Annotated in this window: 14 protein-coding genes; 12 read left to right on the plus strand and 2 right to left on the minus strand. The window is 62.6% G+C overall.

Annotation, left to right across the window (positions count from 1 at the left end):
* Positions 1-5 precede the first annotated feature (5 nt).
* Positions 6-911 carry a tRNA (adenosine(37)-N6)-dimethylallyltransferase MiaA gene (gene miaA, locus AB4Z15_RS09435; RefSeq protein ID WP_442017058.1) on the plus strand — a complete coding sequence of 302 codons (906 nt, stop codon included), beginning with the start codon at positions 6-8 and terminating at the stop codon, positions 909-911.
* Positions 912-972: 61 nt separating this feature from the next.
* Positions 973-1,941 carry a diaminopimelate epimerase gene (gene dapF, locus AB4Z15_RS09440; protein WP_442017059.1) on the plus strand — a complete coding sequence of 323 codons (969 nt, stop codon included), beginning with the start codon at positions 973-975 and terminating at the stop codon, positions 1,939-1,941.
* Here the strand turns inward: dapF and AB4Z15_RS09445 are convergent.
* Positions 1,922-2,536, minus strand: a complete 615-nt coding sequence (locus AB4Z15_RS09445) for a class I SAM-dependent methyltransferase (protein ID WP_442017060.1) — start codon at positions 2,534-2,536, stop codon at positions 1,922-1,924. The genes dapF and AB4Z15_RS09445 overlap by 20 nt on opposite strands.
* A gap of 497 nt (positions 2,537-3,033) precedes the next feature.
* Here AB4Z15_RS09445 and hflX point away from each other — a divergent pair, with 497 nt between their 5' ends.
* Together hflX and AB4Z15_RS09455 are read left to right on the plus strand one after the other, a co-directional pair.
* Positions 3,034-4,596, plus strand: coding sequence for a GTPase HflX (gene hflX / locus AB4Z15_RS09450; RefSeq protein ID WP_224092358.1), 1,563 nt, complete (start codon positions 3,034-3,036; stop codon positions 4,594-4,596).
* Positions 4,589-6,646, plus strand: coding sequence for an ATP-dependent DNA helicase (locus AB4Z15_RS09455; protein WP_442017061.1), 2,058 nt, complete (start codon positions 4,589-4,591; stop codon positions 6,644-6,646). The genes hflX and AB4Z15_RS09455 overlap by 8 nt, the downstream gene beginning before the upstream one ends.
* Positions 6,647-6,655: 9 nt before the next feature.
* Here AB4Z15_RS09455 and lexA read toward each other — a convergent pair whose 3' ends face one another.
* Positions 6,656-7,399, minus strand: a complete 744-nt coding sequence (gene lexA / locus AB4Z15_RS09460; RefSeq protein ID WP_224093932.1) for a transcriptional repressor LexA — start codon at positions 7,397-7,399, stop codon at positions 6,656-6,658.
* A 354-nt stretch (positions 7,400-7,753) separates the two neighbouring features.
* Here lexA and AB4Z15_RS09465 point away from each other — a divergent pair, with 354 nt between their 5' ends.
* The 8 genes from AB4Z15_RS09465 (at position 7,754) to AB4Z15_RS09500 (ending at position 13,912) form a co-directional block, all read left to right on the plus strand.
* Entirely contained in the window at positions 7,754-8,113 is a 360-nt protein-coding gene (locus AB4Z15_RS09465; RefSeq protein ID WP_442005803.1) for a LysM peptidoglycan-binding domain-containing protein, read from the plus strand.
* A 77-nt stretch (positions 8,114-8,190) separates the two neighbouring features.
* Positions 8,191-9,309 carry a histidinol-phosphate transaminase gene (locus AB4Z15_RS09470; protein WP_442017062.1) on the plus strand — a complete coding sequence of 373 codons (1,119 nt, stop codon included), beginning with the start codon at positions 8,191-8,193 and terminating at the stop codon, positions 9,307-9,309.
* A 46-nt stretch (positions 9,310-9,355) separates the two neighbouring features.
* A complete protein-coding gene (hisB, locus tag AB4Z15_RS09475; protein ID WP_442017063.1) occupies positions 9,356-9,982 on the plus strand; it encodes an imidazoleglycerol-phosphate dehydratase HisB in 627 nt (208 codons plus the stop codon).
* The gene (gene hisH, locus AB4Z15_RS09480; RefSeq protein WP_442005805.1) at positions 9,979-10,740 is read left to right on the plus strand and encodes an imidazole glycerol phosphate synthase subunit HisH; all 762 of its coding nucleotides are present in this window, start codon (positions 9,979-9,981) and stop codon (positions 10,738-10,740) included. The genes hisB and hisH overlap by 4 nt, the downstream gene beginning before the upstream one ends.
* The gene (locus AB4Z15_RS09485) at positions 10,741-10,899 is read left to right on the plus strand and encodes a hypothetical protein (RefSeq protein ID WP_442017064.1); all 159 of its coding nucleotides are present in this window, start codon (positions 10,741-10,743) and stop codon (positions 10,897-10,899) included.
* Between the two features lie 34 nt (positions 10,900-10,933).
* Complete coding sequence (gene priA, locus AB4Z15_RS09490) at positions 10,934-11,677, plus strand: bifunctional 1-(5-phosphoribosyl)-5-((5-phosphoribosylamino)methylideneamino)imidazole-4-carboxamide isomerase/phosphoribosylanthranilate isomerase PriA (protein ID WP_442017065.1); 744 nt, start codon at positions 10,934-10,936, stop codon at positions 11,675-11,677.
* Positions 11,677-12,555, plus strand: coding sequence for an SseB family protein (locus AB4Z15_RS09495; protein ID WP_442017066.1), 879 nt, complete (start codon positions 11,677-11,679; stop codon positions 12,553-12,555). The genes priA and AB4Z15_RS09495 overlap by 1 nt, the downstream gene beginning before the upstream one ends.
* Positions 12,556-12,607: 52 nt before the next feature.
* Entirely contained in the window at positions 12,608-13,912 is a 1,305-nt protein-coding gene (locus AB4Z15_RS09500; protein ID WP_442017067.1) for an MFS transporter, read from the plus strand.
* Positions 13,913-14,002: the final 90 nt, after the last annotated feature.

Raw genomic sequence — 14,002 nt, forward strand, 5'->3', positions numbered from 1 at the left:
ATCGAATGGCCCTCTCCCATGCCGCGCCGCCGGTGATTGCCGTCGTCGGGCCAACCGGGTCCGGTAAATCGGACCTGGCCGTCGAGCTGGCCCTTGCACTCAATGGCGAGGTCATCAACGCTGACGCCCTGCAGTTCTATCGCGGCATGGACATCGGTACGGCCAAGATCACTGTGGACGAACGCAAGGGCGTGCCACATCATCTGCTGGACACAAAGGACGTCACGGAGGAAGCCAGCGTGGCGGACTTCCAAGCGGAATGCCGCGCCGTCATCAATGACATCCACGCCCGGGGCAAGCGGGCCATCATGGTGGGCGGCTCTGGCCTCTACGTGCGGGCCGCCCTGGATGTACTGGAGTTCCCCGGCACGGACCCCGACTTGCGAAAACGGCTTGAGGATGAATGGGAAACCTTCGGTCTGGCGCCGTTGCGGGCCCGGCTTGAAAAGGTGGATCCCGTCTCGGCAGGCCGTCTGGGGGATGCCCGGCGGGTGATCAGGGCCCTGGAGGTTTACGGAATGACAGGGCGCCCGTTCAGCTCGTTCATGCCACAACGCGAGTACTTCCAGCCGGCCCTGCAGATTGGCCTGTCTGTGGACCGCGAGGTCCTGCGGGAGCGGCTGGCGATCCGCGTACACCGGATGGTGGATGCGGGGTTGCTGCAGGAAGTGGAACGGCTTGATGCGGCTGGCCTGCGACGCGGCAAGACAGCCTCGCGTGCACTGGGATATGCACAATTCCTCAGGGTGCTCGACTCCGAAGTCAGCGTCCCGGAGGCAGCTGAAGAAACCATTGTGGCCACGAGGCAGTTCGCCCGGCGACAATTGACGTGGTTTCGGGCCGATCCGCGGATCGCGTGGCTCGATTGGCAGGATTCGGAGCTCGTGTCCAAAGCAGTCGCGCTGGCCTAGCCGGGCTGGCGCTCACGACAGCAATTTCTGGCCGAACCTGCCCGGCGGGTAGCCTAGTCCCATGGATCAAACCGCCGCAGTTCCCGCCCAGCAGTCCGCCGCTGCCGGCGCCCCCGTGCCCACTGCCAGCCTTTCCGGCTTGGCGTTTTCCAAGGGCCATGGAACGGGCAATGATTTCGTCCTGATTGCTGATCCCGGTGATGTCCACGAGATCTCTCCCGAGCAAGTAGCACAGCTGTGCGACAGGCATCGGGGGATAGGTGGCGACGGTCTTATCCGTGCTGTTCCTTCGCGGTATCTGCCCGAAGGCCGCGTCCTGCTTGAGCAGGACGCCTCTGCGGAATGGTTCATGGACTACCGTAACGGCGATGGTTCGCTGTCCGAGATGTGCGGCAACGGCGTCCGCGTCTTCGTGCATTTCCTGATTGCCGAAGGCCTGGTGGAGCTTGGTCCGGGCCAGTCCTTGACCATCGGAACACGTGGCGGGATTAAGAAGATTGTGTGCACGGCCGACGGCTATGCCGTGGATATGGGCCCGTGGGAATTCATTTTCCCTGCAGAAGCACAAAGCAAAGCCATGGATGCCTTGGTCAGCGCAGACGGCCTGGAAGTGGCCAGGCCCGGCCTCTCCGTCAGCATGGGCAACCCGCACACTGTGGTTGCGCTTGCCGAGCTCAGCGAACTCTCCGCTACGAAATTATTCACCGCGCCGGCAGTGGATCCCAAGCCTGCCAACGGCACCAATGTCGAGTTTGTAGTACCCGCAGAGCCGCTGGTTCACGACGGCGTGGGAACCATCACTATGCGCGTCCACGAGCGTGGAGTCGGCGAAACCCAATCGTGTGGCACCGGGGCTTGTGCCGCCGCCGTCGCGATCCGTCATTGGGCTGGCAGCAGCGCCCCCAACTCTTGGCACGTCAACGTTCCCGGTGGCGTGGTGGACGTGAAGTTCTTCCCGGGTGAGGATGGCCGGGAACACGTTGAGCTCAGCGGCCCCGCAGTCATTGTGGCTAGTGGGACGCTTTCCTGACGCGAAGGATCCTGAAAGACTTCGAAGTGCTCTCGCGGGAAACCGTGAAGGACTTGTCCAGTTCGTTGGCCAGCCAGCGTTGGAGGGAGTCCGAGCCCAGGTTCTTCTGAACCACCATCCACGCGTTGCCGCCAGGTGCCAGCCGGGGCAGCCACGTCAGGAGCAGCGAGTGTAGTTCGTCCTTGCCGATGCGGATCGGCGGGTTGGACCAGATCGTGTCGAATTCGACGCCGGGGTCTACCTCATCCGGGAGGCTGGCCTTCACGTTGTTCAAGCCAAGGGCAGCCGCGTTCTCGTTGGTCAAGGCGATGCAGCGCTCGTTGACATCCACGGCGTAGACCTGTGCCAGGGGCGCCATGAGCCCCATCGTGAGGGCAACAGGACCCCAACCGCACCCAATATCCAGCAGGTTGCCCCGGGGCGAAGGCGGTGGAACCTCGGCCAAAAGTACCTTGGTGCCCTTGTCCACACCGTCGGGGCTGAAGATGCCCGACGACGTCTGCACATGACGGGTAGCTCCAGCCAGTTCCACAGTGAGGGGCTTGCGAGTGAACGGACCGGCCGGTTGGGCGCTGAAATAGTGTGCAGACTCCATAATTTGCCAGATTAGTTGGCTATCGGCGGCTTGGGAAACTGCCCTCGGGCCGGGACAGTTTGACAGTGCTGCTAATGTGGAAGGCATGTTCTTGATCTTTGAGTAATCAGCCCGAGCCGACCCTTTCACGTCGGCAAGGCACCTGCCCGCGATGCAGGCCCGCTTGGCGTATCAGCCCAGCTCATGGCCATTCCGCCCGCAGGTTCCGTCCGGCAGACTCCGCAATCGCCCGTTGTTGGTTGATCGCGGTTGCTCAGTAGAACATGTCCCACCCCAGCTGTCGCGAAAGCAGTGGCCCTGCCATCTGCTGTCAGCTCTTGGTTTATGGGTTTGGCGATGAATTCTCCTGCAGGACAGGACCTCCCGCGGACCAACCCGCTCGATCCAAGCACCACAGGAGGCCCTATATGGCCGAAGCTCGTCAGCCCACCGCGAATACCGTCCCATTGGACGCAAAACAGCACTATTCTGGATATGCCGAACAGTCTAAGGAGACCATGACCACCCAGAAGCACTCCGGATCCGATTCCGACGCCCAGGACATGAGTCCTGAACAAATCCAGGCTGTCATTGACCGGATTCTTTCCAAGGATGTACCTGCACAGGCATCCGATGACAATGATGCCAAAGGTGTTTTCGGCAGGGCACAAGCGATCTCCACGCTTGACCACGAACACAGCATTTACGACGGCGACCAGGAAGACTTGGCGGAACGACGTGCGCTCCGCCGCACCGCGGGCCTTTCCACCGAACTCGAAGACGTCACAGAGGTTGAGTACCGGCAGCTGCGCCTGGAGCGCGTTGTCCTGGCTGGCCTGTGGACAGAAGGCACTTTGGCTGACGCCGAGAATTCGCTTCGCGAACTCGCAGCATTGGCAGAGACAGCAGGATCCGAGGTCCTTGACGGCCTGGTTCAGCGGCGCACAAAGCCGGACCCCGGCACGTTCCTCGGATCGGGCAAGGCACAGGAACTCAAGGACATCGTGGCCGCCACTGGCGCCGATACCGTGGTGGTCGACACCGAGCTTTCCCCCTCGCAGCGACGCGGACTTGAGGACATCGTCAAGGTCAAGGTTGTGGACCGGACAACGCTGATCCTGGATATCTTTGCCCAGCACGCAAAGAGCCGCGAAGGTAAGGCACAGGTTGAACTCGCACAACTCGAGTACCTGCTCCCCAGGCTCCGTGGTTGGGGTGACTCCATGTCCCGCCAGGCGGGTGGCCAAGTGGGTGGAGCCGGTGCCGGTATGGGTTCCCGTGGTCCAGGCGAAACAAAGATCGAGCTCGATCGCCGCAGGATCCGGACGCGCATGGCCAAGCTGCGTCGGGAGATCGCCGCGATGAAGCCGGCGCGCGAGACCAAGCGGGCCAACCGCCGTCGTAATGCCGTACCCTCGGTCGCAATCGCCGGCTATACCAACGCTGGAAAGTCTTCGCTCCTGAACCGGCTGACCGATGCTGGGGTGCTGGTGGAAAACGCCCTGTTCGCCACCCTGGACCCGACCGTCAGGAAGGCACAGACCCCGGATGGCATCGGCTACACGCTGGCTGACACCGTTGGATTCGTCCGCTCGCTTCCTACGCAGCTGGTGGAAGCCTTCCGCTCCACACTGGAAGAAGTAGCGGACGCAGACCTGATCCTGCATGTCGTGGACGCCTCCCACCCGGACCCGGAAGGGCAAATCGCGGCAGTGCGTGCTGTCTTCACCGAGGTCGACGCCCGCAAGGTTCCGGAAATCATCGTCCTGAACAAGGTCGACGTAGCGGATCCTTTCGTCGTGGAACGCCTGAAGCAGAAGGAGCCGCGGCACGCCGTGGTTTCCACCCGCACGGGCCAGGGCATACCTGAACTCCTGGAAGAGATCAGCCGGTCGATTCCCCGGCCGGGAGTCCGCCTCGAGGTCCTCATCCCGTATGACCGTGGTGACATGGTCAACAAGCTGCACAACTCCGATTCGGAAATCCTGAGCCTCGAGCACGAGGAAAACGGAACCCGCGTGGTGGCCATGGTTCGTGAAGGATTGGCCGCCGAGCTGGAGTCATTCGTCAGCAATGGTTGAGAAGGTGGCGGCGGACGTCGTCGAGTCAGTGGGGGAGAAGTTCACCCTCGAGCTGTTGGACAAAGCTGTTGACGGGATGGGCGGTCAAAGCCGTTCAGGCCAGCACGAGATGGCAAGGCAAGTCACCCGGGCCATCGAGTCCGGTGAACATCTGCTGGTCCAGGCCGGAACGGGAACGGGTAAGTCCTTGGCTTACCTGATTCCGTTGATCGCCCATTCCATGGACAGCGACAAACCGACGCTTGTGTCCACCGCTACCTTGGCCCTGCAAACACAGATTGTGGGCCGGGACCTGCCCCGGCTGTTGGAGACCATAAGCCCGGCCCTCGAGCGTCCCGTGAACGTGGCACTCGTCAAGGGCCGGGCAAATTATGTTTGCCTGCAAAAGCTGGAGGGCGGCTTCCCCAGCGAAGAGCCATCCGAGGGCCAACTTTTTTCCCTGGGTGAGGACACCAGCGTGCCGCATTTCGCAGCGGCGGTTGGCGGCCCGTCGTCGCAATTGGGCCAGGAAGTCATCCGGCTCCGTGAATGGGCCGAAAAGACGGCCACGGGCGACCGCGATGAACTGATGCCGGGGGTGACGGATCGGGCCTGGAGGCAGGTCTCCGTGACGTCAATGGAGTGTTTGGGGGCACAGAAGTGCCCACTCGCTGAGGAATGCTTCAGCGAGCAGGCACGTGCCCGGGCGGCCGAGGCGGACGTCGTGGTCACCAACCATGCCATGCTTGCAGTCAGTGCCTTCGAAGGGCTTGCTGTACTGCCCGAGTACGACGTCGTTGTGGTTGATGAAGCTCATGAGCTGCAGGACAGGGTCACGGGGGCCGTCACGGGCCAGCTGTCCGTAGCAATGGTGCATGCTGCGGCTTCGAGCGCGCGTAAGCACACCGCCATTACCGTAGACGCCCTGAACGCGGCAGCCGACCGACTGGACATGGCCATTGCCGGAGTCCCCAACGGACTGCTGCCCAACGGGCTAAACGACGAACAACTGGACTGCCTGGACCAACTGCGTGATGCCACACGCGCTGCGTTGTCTGACTCGAAGACTGACTCTTCAAACGCGGTCGACGGCGGCCGGCAGCTTGCGCGCTCACGGCTCATGCTCATTCTGGAACTGTGCGAGCGGATGCTCGCAGCCAAGGAGAACCGTGAAGTGGTGTGGTTCTCCAGGAACAGCACCTTCGATCCCCAGCAGGGGTACTCCCCGCCGGATGAGACCGCGCCCGCACTGATCAACATCGCTCCGCTTAGCGTTGCCGGCCGGCTGCGGGAAGGCCTTTTCGCAGGGCACACAGTGGTGCTTACTTCTGCCACGCTCGCTATTGGATCCGCCTTTGAGCCTGCCGCCGGTGGCCTGGGGCTGATTGGAGAGGGTGCACCGAGCTGGACTGGGTTGGACGTCGGATCGCCTTTTGATTATCCGAAGCAGGGTGTCCTTTACGTGGCCAAGCACCTGCCCAAGCCCGGCAGGGGCACTTCTCCCGAGGCACTGGATGAGCTTGAAGACCTCATCCGTGCTTCCGGTGGGGGAGCCCTGTGCCTCTTCTCCTCACGTCGGGCGGCCGAGGAAGCCGCAGAGGCGATGCGACCACGTCTGGATGTGGACATCCTCTGCCAAGGCGAATCCACTATGGCAGCGCTCGTGAAGCAGTTTGCCGACGAACCGGACACCTGCCTCTTTGGCACGATGTCCTTGTGGCAGGGCGTCGACGTCCCTGGCGGTTCATGCCGCCTTGTGGTGATTGACCGCATTCCGTTCCCGCGGCCGGACGACCCGCTGATGACCGCACGCTCGCGAGCTGTTGCGCAGTCCGGGGGCAACGGGTTCATGGCGGTGTCAGCTACGCATGCGGCAATTCGCTTGGCGCAGGGGGCAGGACGCCTCATTCGCTCCACTGGCGACAAAGGCGTGGTCGCCGTCCTGGACTCACGGCTTTCCACGGAACGGTACGGCGCGTTCCTGCGTGCAGCTTTGCCACCCTTCTGGGCAACGACGGATCGCAATGTTGTGCGCGGCGTCCTGGAACGCTTGGGCGCAAAGAAAACGTAGGCAAACGCCCTAAAGGGAGCGCAGGACCGAGACGACCTTGCCCATAATGGTGGCCTGGTCTCCCAGTATCGGTTCGTACTGCGTGTTCTGGGGGAGCAGCCACGTGTGGCCGTCCCGCTGGCGGAAGGTTTTTACCGTGGCTTCGTCATCCAGGAGTGCTGCCACGATGTCACCGTTGATGGCGTCATTCTGGCGCCGGACAACTACCCAGTCACCGTCACAAATTGCGGCATCGATCATGGAGTCACCAGCGACCTTCAGCATGAACAGTTCGCCGTGGCCCACCAGTTGCCGGGGCAGGGGCAGGACGTCCTCAATAGTCTGGTCTGCGAGGATGGGGCCACCGGCCGCGATGCGTCCCACCAGGGGCACCATGGCGGTGTCGCTGGCACTGGCCAACTCCGTCACGGCGAGTCCACCTGCGCTACGCAGTGTGGTAGCTGCTTCGACTCCGGGAATTGTCCCGCCGTCAAGGGTCAAAGGCATGAGGACTTCCATGGCGCGGGGGCGCTTGGGATCTCTGCGCAGGTAGCCCAGCTTCTCCAACTGGGAGAGCTGATGGGTGACGCTGGACAGGCTCGCCAGACCAACGGTGTCACCAATTTCGCGCATGCTGGGCGGATAGCCGTTGTCATTGACGGACCGCTGGATGGTTTCCAGGATTTTCTTCTGCCGGACAGTCAGGCTTTTGGGACTCTTTTGAGGCTGCTGGCTCCGCAGGGGTGCCCCGCCGCCGGTGGCTTTCGCTGCCATGTTCGCCAATGCCCTTCTGTTCCGCCCGGTCACGGTCTGAAGTGTGCCCGGGGATGTTGGATCTGAAAAAATGTCAGACCCTCCTGTTCCACTGAAACAGTGCCTGTTTCTTCACTCAAACCTAGGCCAGGCACAGGCGTTTATCAAACATTCGTTCTAGCGAGTCTCGACACCGTTCGTTGATAAGTGCTAAAAATGTCATAGCAAGGTTCGAATATGTGTTCTATAAAAGTTGAACCTGGCTCGGATGTTCGAAGAAAGTGTTCGAATATCCGGGGCGGTCCAACGAACACAAGGAATTGGCAGCCGGCAACGGGCATCCGATGCAGGCAATCGCTCAGAAGGGCTCAGCTCATGTCCGCAATCTCTACGTTCCACGAATTCCGCAACACCCCGGCGCCTACGCGTCTCCGGCTTACCCGGCGCGGCAGGATCGTGTTCTTCGGCATCCCCGCCATGCTGCTGCTTGCCGCGCTGCTGAGCCTTGCCGGCTTCATCAACTCTCCGGCCAAGGCTTCGGATTCCCAGTCCCAACTGCAGCCGCCGGTGGCCGTCACGGTTACTGTCCAGCCCGGGCAGTCACTGTGGGGCATCGCCGGTGCGGCCGCGCCGGAGAGGGACCCGCGTGATGTCATCGCAGAAATCATCCAGTTGAACGATCTCCGCGGAGGACGCATCCAGCCCGGCCAGCAGCTGTTCGTTCCCGCGAATTGAGTGGCCAGGGGGCTATGGGTCACCGTCCCTGGCGTCACAGTTACTCTGCAGTCGCACCGGCACCTTAAACTGTCTTGGTGAGTGACCAGCTTGAGCGACTTGACCGACTTCCCCTCCGGACCAACCTGCGTGGACTGAGCCCCTATGGCGCGCCGCAGCTTGATGTCCCCATTTTGCTCAACGTCAACGAGAACACCCATGGCGTGCCGGCCGATGTGCAAGCGGCCATTACCGAGGCCGTTGCGGCTGCGGCCACGGGCCTGAACCGATACCCTGACCGCGAGTTCACCGAACTTCGTGAATCCCTCGCCGATTACCTCGGTCACGGGCTTTCCGCGGACAACATCTGGGCGGCCAACGGCTCCAACGAGGTCCTGCAGCAGATTCTGCAGGCCTTCGGAGGTCCGGGGCGCAAGGCATTGGGCTTCCCTCCCACGTATTCCATGTACCCGTTGCTTGCCAGTGGCACGGACACTGAGTACGTCCGTGGAGTGCGAGCTGATGACTATGGCCTGGATGCGGCTTCCGCTGCTGCCCAGGTGAAGGAGACTGGCGCGAATATCGTGTTCCTGTGCTCTCCGAACAACCCCACGGGAACGGGCTTGGGGCTGGACGTCGTCGAAGCTGTGTACGAAGCCGGCGATGCCAGCCAAGCTATCGTCATCGTGGATGAGGCCTACCACGAGTTCGCGCACGACAACACGCCCAGCGCGCTGACGCTGCTTCCCGGGCGGGAGCGTTTGATCGTCTCACGCACCATGAGCAAGGCCTTTGCCCTGGCAGGTGCGCGCCTGGGCTACATGGCTGCCGCACCTGAGGTTACTGACGCCATCAGGCTCGTCCGGCTGCCTTACCACCTCTCAGCGGTCACGCAAGCCACGGCCCTGGCTGCCCTCAACCACCGCGAAGCGCTCATGGCCGACGTCGAGGACATCAAGGTCCAACGCGACCGCATTGTGACCGAGCTCCTCCGAATGGGACTCAAGCCTGCGGCCTCGGACTCAAACTACGTTTTCTTCGGTGGGCTTTCGAACCCGCACGCGATCTGGCAGGGCCTGCTGGATGCGGGCGTCCTGATCCGTGACGTCGGCATTCCAGGACACCTGCGGGTGACTGCGGGAACGGAAAAGGAAACAACGGCCTTCCTTGAGGCCTTGGAAGCCCTTCTGGACAGCCCTGCGTCCCAGCCCAACTAAACTTGTCAATAGACCCACCCCATTCTTCGTGTATAAGGACGTCCCAATGAGCGAAACCGGCGCCACGCCGTCCGCTGACCGCACTGCGCGCATGGAGCGCACCACCAGCGAATCCTCCGTCCTGGTGGAGATCAACCTGGATGGCACCGGTGTCTCGGACATCAGCACCACGGTTCCCTTCTATGACCACATGCTGACGGCGTTGTGCAAGCACTCCCTGATCGACATGACCGTCAAGGCCACGGGTGACACCCACATCGATGCCCACCACACCGTGGAGGATGTGGCCATTACTTTTGGTGAGGTCTTGCGTACTGCCTTGGGCAACAAAGCCGGAATCCGCCGCTTTGGTGAAGCTACGGTTCCATTGGACGAAGCCTTGGCGCACGCTGTCGTGGATGTTTCGGGGCGCCCATATCTGGTACACGGAGGAGAACCCGCGGGGCAGGAGTACCACCTCATCGGTGGCCACTTCACGGGTTCGTTGACCCGTCACGTCTTTGAAGCCATCACGTTGCACGCCGGTATCTGCCTGCACATGAACGTCCTTGCAGGCCGCGATCCGCACCACATCGTCGAGGCCCAGTTCAAAGCCTTCGCGCGGGCTCTTCGCTCGGCAGTGGAGTCGGATCCCCGAGTCGAGGGCATTCCATCCACCAAGGGGGCGCTATGAGCGGGCAAATCCTGAAGGACGGTGCGGTTACTGACGCTTCGGCTAACCTCAAGCCGGAGTCGCCTGAAGGTAAGCCCACGGTTACGGTGCTGGACTACGGTTCGGGCAACGTCCGTTCAGCCGTTCGCGCCCTTGAGCGTGCGGGCGCCGAAGTGGTTCTCAGCTCCAAGCCTGAGGATGTCCTGAATGCCGACGGGCTGCTGGTCCCCGGCGTCGGCGCCTTTGAAACGGTAATGAAGGAACTCAAGGCCGTCGATGCCATCCGCATGATCGGCCGCCGCGTCGCAGGTGGGCGGCCTGTCTTGGCAATCTGCGTTGGGCTGCAGGTGCTCTTCGAAGCCGGAGTCGAGCACGGCACCGAGTCCGAGGGCATGGCCGAATGGCCGGGCAAGGTTGAACTCCTTCCCGCCCCTGTGGTTCCCCACATGGGTTGGAACACGGTGGACGTCCCTGAAGGATCAAAGCTTTTCGCGGGCGTTGAGCAGGAACGCTTCTACTTTGTGCACTCATACGGCGTGCAGGAGTGGAACTTCGACGTCGTCCAGCCTCGGATGGCCCCACCTCTGGTGACCTGGTCCGAGCACGGTGCACGCTTTATCGCCGCCGTCGAAAACGGCCCCCTGTGCGCAACCCAGTTCCACCCCGAGAAATCCGGAGACGCAGGGGCGCGCCTCCTGCGCAACTGGGTGGATGGCCTTCGCAAGCCTGGATCCACGGTGGCACAGGCTCCGGCAGCGGACGATCGTGGTGCAGCCTAGATGTGGTCGGTAGTGCTCATGGGCCTTGCCGGCGTGCTGGTGGGTGGAGGTATCTCTTTCCACCAGCAGAAAAAGCCACTGTGGGTTTCCGTCTCTTTCTACGTGCTGGCGGGGATGTCCCTGCTGGCCGCCTATCTCCTGACGCCGCCGGGCAACTGAACCCCTCGCGTCCCCATCAACTCCTAGGACACACATGACCACCTCTGCCCAGTCCGTTCTGGAACTCCTCCCCGCCGTCGACATCGTTGATGGCCAGGCAGTCCGCCTGCTGCAAGGCGAGGCAGGCTCGGAAACCAGCTACGGCACGCCTCTGGAAGCTGCCTTGAACTGGCAGAACGCCGGTGCTGAGTGGGTGCACATGGTGGACCTCGACGCCGCTTTTGGCCGTGGCAACAACGCGGACCTCATCAGCGAGGTCGTGTCCCAGCTCAACGTCAAGGTTGAGTTGTCCGGCGGACTGCGGGATGACGAGTCGCTGGAACGCGCCCTGGAATTGGGCGTGGAGCGGGTTAACCTCGGTACAGCAGCATTGGAGAACCCTGAGTGGACACGGCGCGCCATCGACCGATTCGGTGACAAGATCGCCGTCGGCCTCGATGTCCGAGGTACCACCCTGGCCGGTCGCGGCTGGACCAAAGAAGGCGGCCACCTCTGGGAAGTTCTTGCCCGTCTGGAGGATGCTGGCTGCGCACGCTACGTGGTCACCGACGTCACCAAAGACGGAACCCTGCAGGGTCCGAATGTTGACTTGCTGCGCCAGATGGTGCAGAAAACGGGCAAGCCCGTGGTGGCTTCAGGCGGTATCTCCAGCCTTGAGGATCTTCGCGTGCTTCGTGAACTCGTGCCCCTGGGCGTTGAGGGTGCGATTGTCGGCAAAGCCCTTTATGCAGGTGCTTTCACCCTGCCCGAAGCGTTGGACGTAGCCGGTCGTCGCTGATGACAGGTTCACGACGCGAACTTCCGGGCCATATTGCCGCTGCCTTGGCCGGTGCCGGGGGAGCCGCTGACTCTGCGGGGCAGCCCTGGGAAGGCCGTAGCCTTAGTGGTGACGATGCCAAGATCCACAATTTTGAGGACGACGACGGTTCGGCGGACTCAGCCTACCTCGCTGCCGTTGCTGCACTGCTGAATGGGACGGGCAGTGAGGCGGAGGTTGTAGCTTCACTTGCGACCGCCCGGGTCTTCGTTCCCGTGGTAGCCCAGCTCGCCGAGGAAGCCGAAGGTGTTGATGGGCTGCACGCGGACAAGCAGGCCGATATGGCATTGGTCACACTCAAAGCCCCCGATGGTCGGAAGGCCATGCCGGTGTTCACCACGGCCGCTGCTCTTGAAGCCTGGCATGCGGACGCCCGGCCGGTAGCTGTATATGCGGCGAGGGCGGCCCTTTCGGCCGTTTCCGAAGGCGCACAATTGCTGGTGCTGGACCCCGGTTCTGCGTTCACGTTCGTGGTTCGGCGGCCAGCCATGTGGGCGTTGGCGCAGCAGCGGGACTGGACGCCGTCTTACCTTGATGATCAACTGGAGTCTGCTCTCGCTTCGCAGGCCGAGGCGTTTCCGGCGGTGCGCCAGCTCAAAACACAGGCCGGTGGTGGCGTCGCCTGCCAGACTGCGGATGGCCGGACGGTCCCGGGCGGAGGCGCTGGCCCGGAACTGCGGATAGTGCTGTTCCTTGAGGACGGACTCGACGCCGCATCCGTCCAGTCGCTGGTGGCTGACCTGAATGAGGCGTGGGCGCAACTGGAATCGTTTGCCGAGGGCGTCGACTCCATCGAAGTAAAACTGCAACGTGCGGCGCAGGAGCCTGGGCTGCACTAGCGGCAGTACCCGCCACCGGGGACTGCCCCGGGGGAACAAGAGGAATTAGTCCGTGAACTTCGCTCTCTACAAAGAGATGCTGTCTATCCGCCCTGTCCGGCGGCTCCTGCTGGTGGGCATGATCGCCCGCATCCCACATTCGGCGGCTGGCGTGCTCCTGACGTTGCACATTGTCCTGACGCTGGGGGAGGGCTATGCCGCCGCGGGCGCCGCTGCCGCCGTCATGACCATTGGCATTGCCTTGGGGGCGCCTTGGCGTGGTCGGCGCGTGGACATGGTGGGCCTGCGGAAGGCCCTGATCCCATCCGTCATCTCGGAAACAGTGATTTGGTCCATTGTTCCGCACGTCCCGTACGCCTGGCTGCTTCCCTTGGTCTTCGTGGGGGGCTTGTTCACGTTGCCGATCTTCAGCGTGGTGCGTCAATCGCTGGGTGTCATGGTGGACGGGGACCAGCGACGCTCGGCGTTTGCGCTGGATTCCATCGCCACTGAGCTCGTGTTCATGATCGGTCCGGCTGTTGGTGCGATCGTCGCCACGAGCGGCTTCTCGGCAGTGGGACTCACCGCGGTGGGAATCTCTGTTTCCGTGGCTGGCCTGTTTTTGATCTGGTTCAATCCTCCCACCCGCAGCGATCCCAACTGCACGCCGGAGGAATCTGCGGCACGGGCCGCCGCCGACCTTGCCGCTGCCGAGGCGGCTATGGTGGCCTCCGCACCAGGTCACGTGCAGGAGGCGGCGTCTGAAATGGCGCCGGCAGCCGTGTCCCGCACAGCCGGCCTTCGGAATCGTGTGGCCCGCAATTTCACCTGGTTTACAGTTTCCGTTGCGGCCCTTTTCGCCGTAGCTGCGGGATCGGGGATGGTACTTAGCGGCTCCGACGTCAGCATCGTTGGCCTGTTGGAGCGCGGCGGCCACCAGAACGAGATCGGCATCGTCTTCTTCTTCTGGTGTGCGGCATCGGTTGTGGGTGGACTCATCTACGGAGCCATGAACCGTTCGGTCTCTCCCATGCTGCTGTTGTTGGGCATGGCCGCGCTCACCATCCCGATGGGTTTCGCACACGACACCTGGACGCTTGCACTCCTCTCGATTCTCCCGGGCCTTCTTTGCGCTCCGGTGTTGTCGGCGTCGTCGGAGAAGGTGGCGGACCTCGTGGATGAGGAGCGCCGCGGCGAGGCCATGGGGTGGTACGGGTCCGCGCTAACGGCTGGCATTGCCTTCGGCGCGCCCCTTGCCGGGATATTTATTGACACTGTGGGCCCGTCCGGAGGTTTTGCCTCCGTCGGAACTGCAGGAGTCGTACTTTGCATCGCGGGCTTCGCCCTGATGTCCAAGCGGCGCCGGGCCCGGGTGTAGCTCCAACGACCGCAAATCCTCAGTGATCCCGCAGCCGTACGATGACGGCGGCATTAACGACGACGGCGGCCCCGACCACATGTGGTCGGG

Source organism: Paenarthrobacter sp. 2TAF44 (assembly GCF_052114885.1).
In the GTDB taxonomy this organism is placed as follows: domain Bacteria; phylum Actinomycetota; class Actinomycetes; order Actinomycetales; family Micrococcaceae; genus Arthrobacter.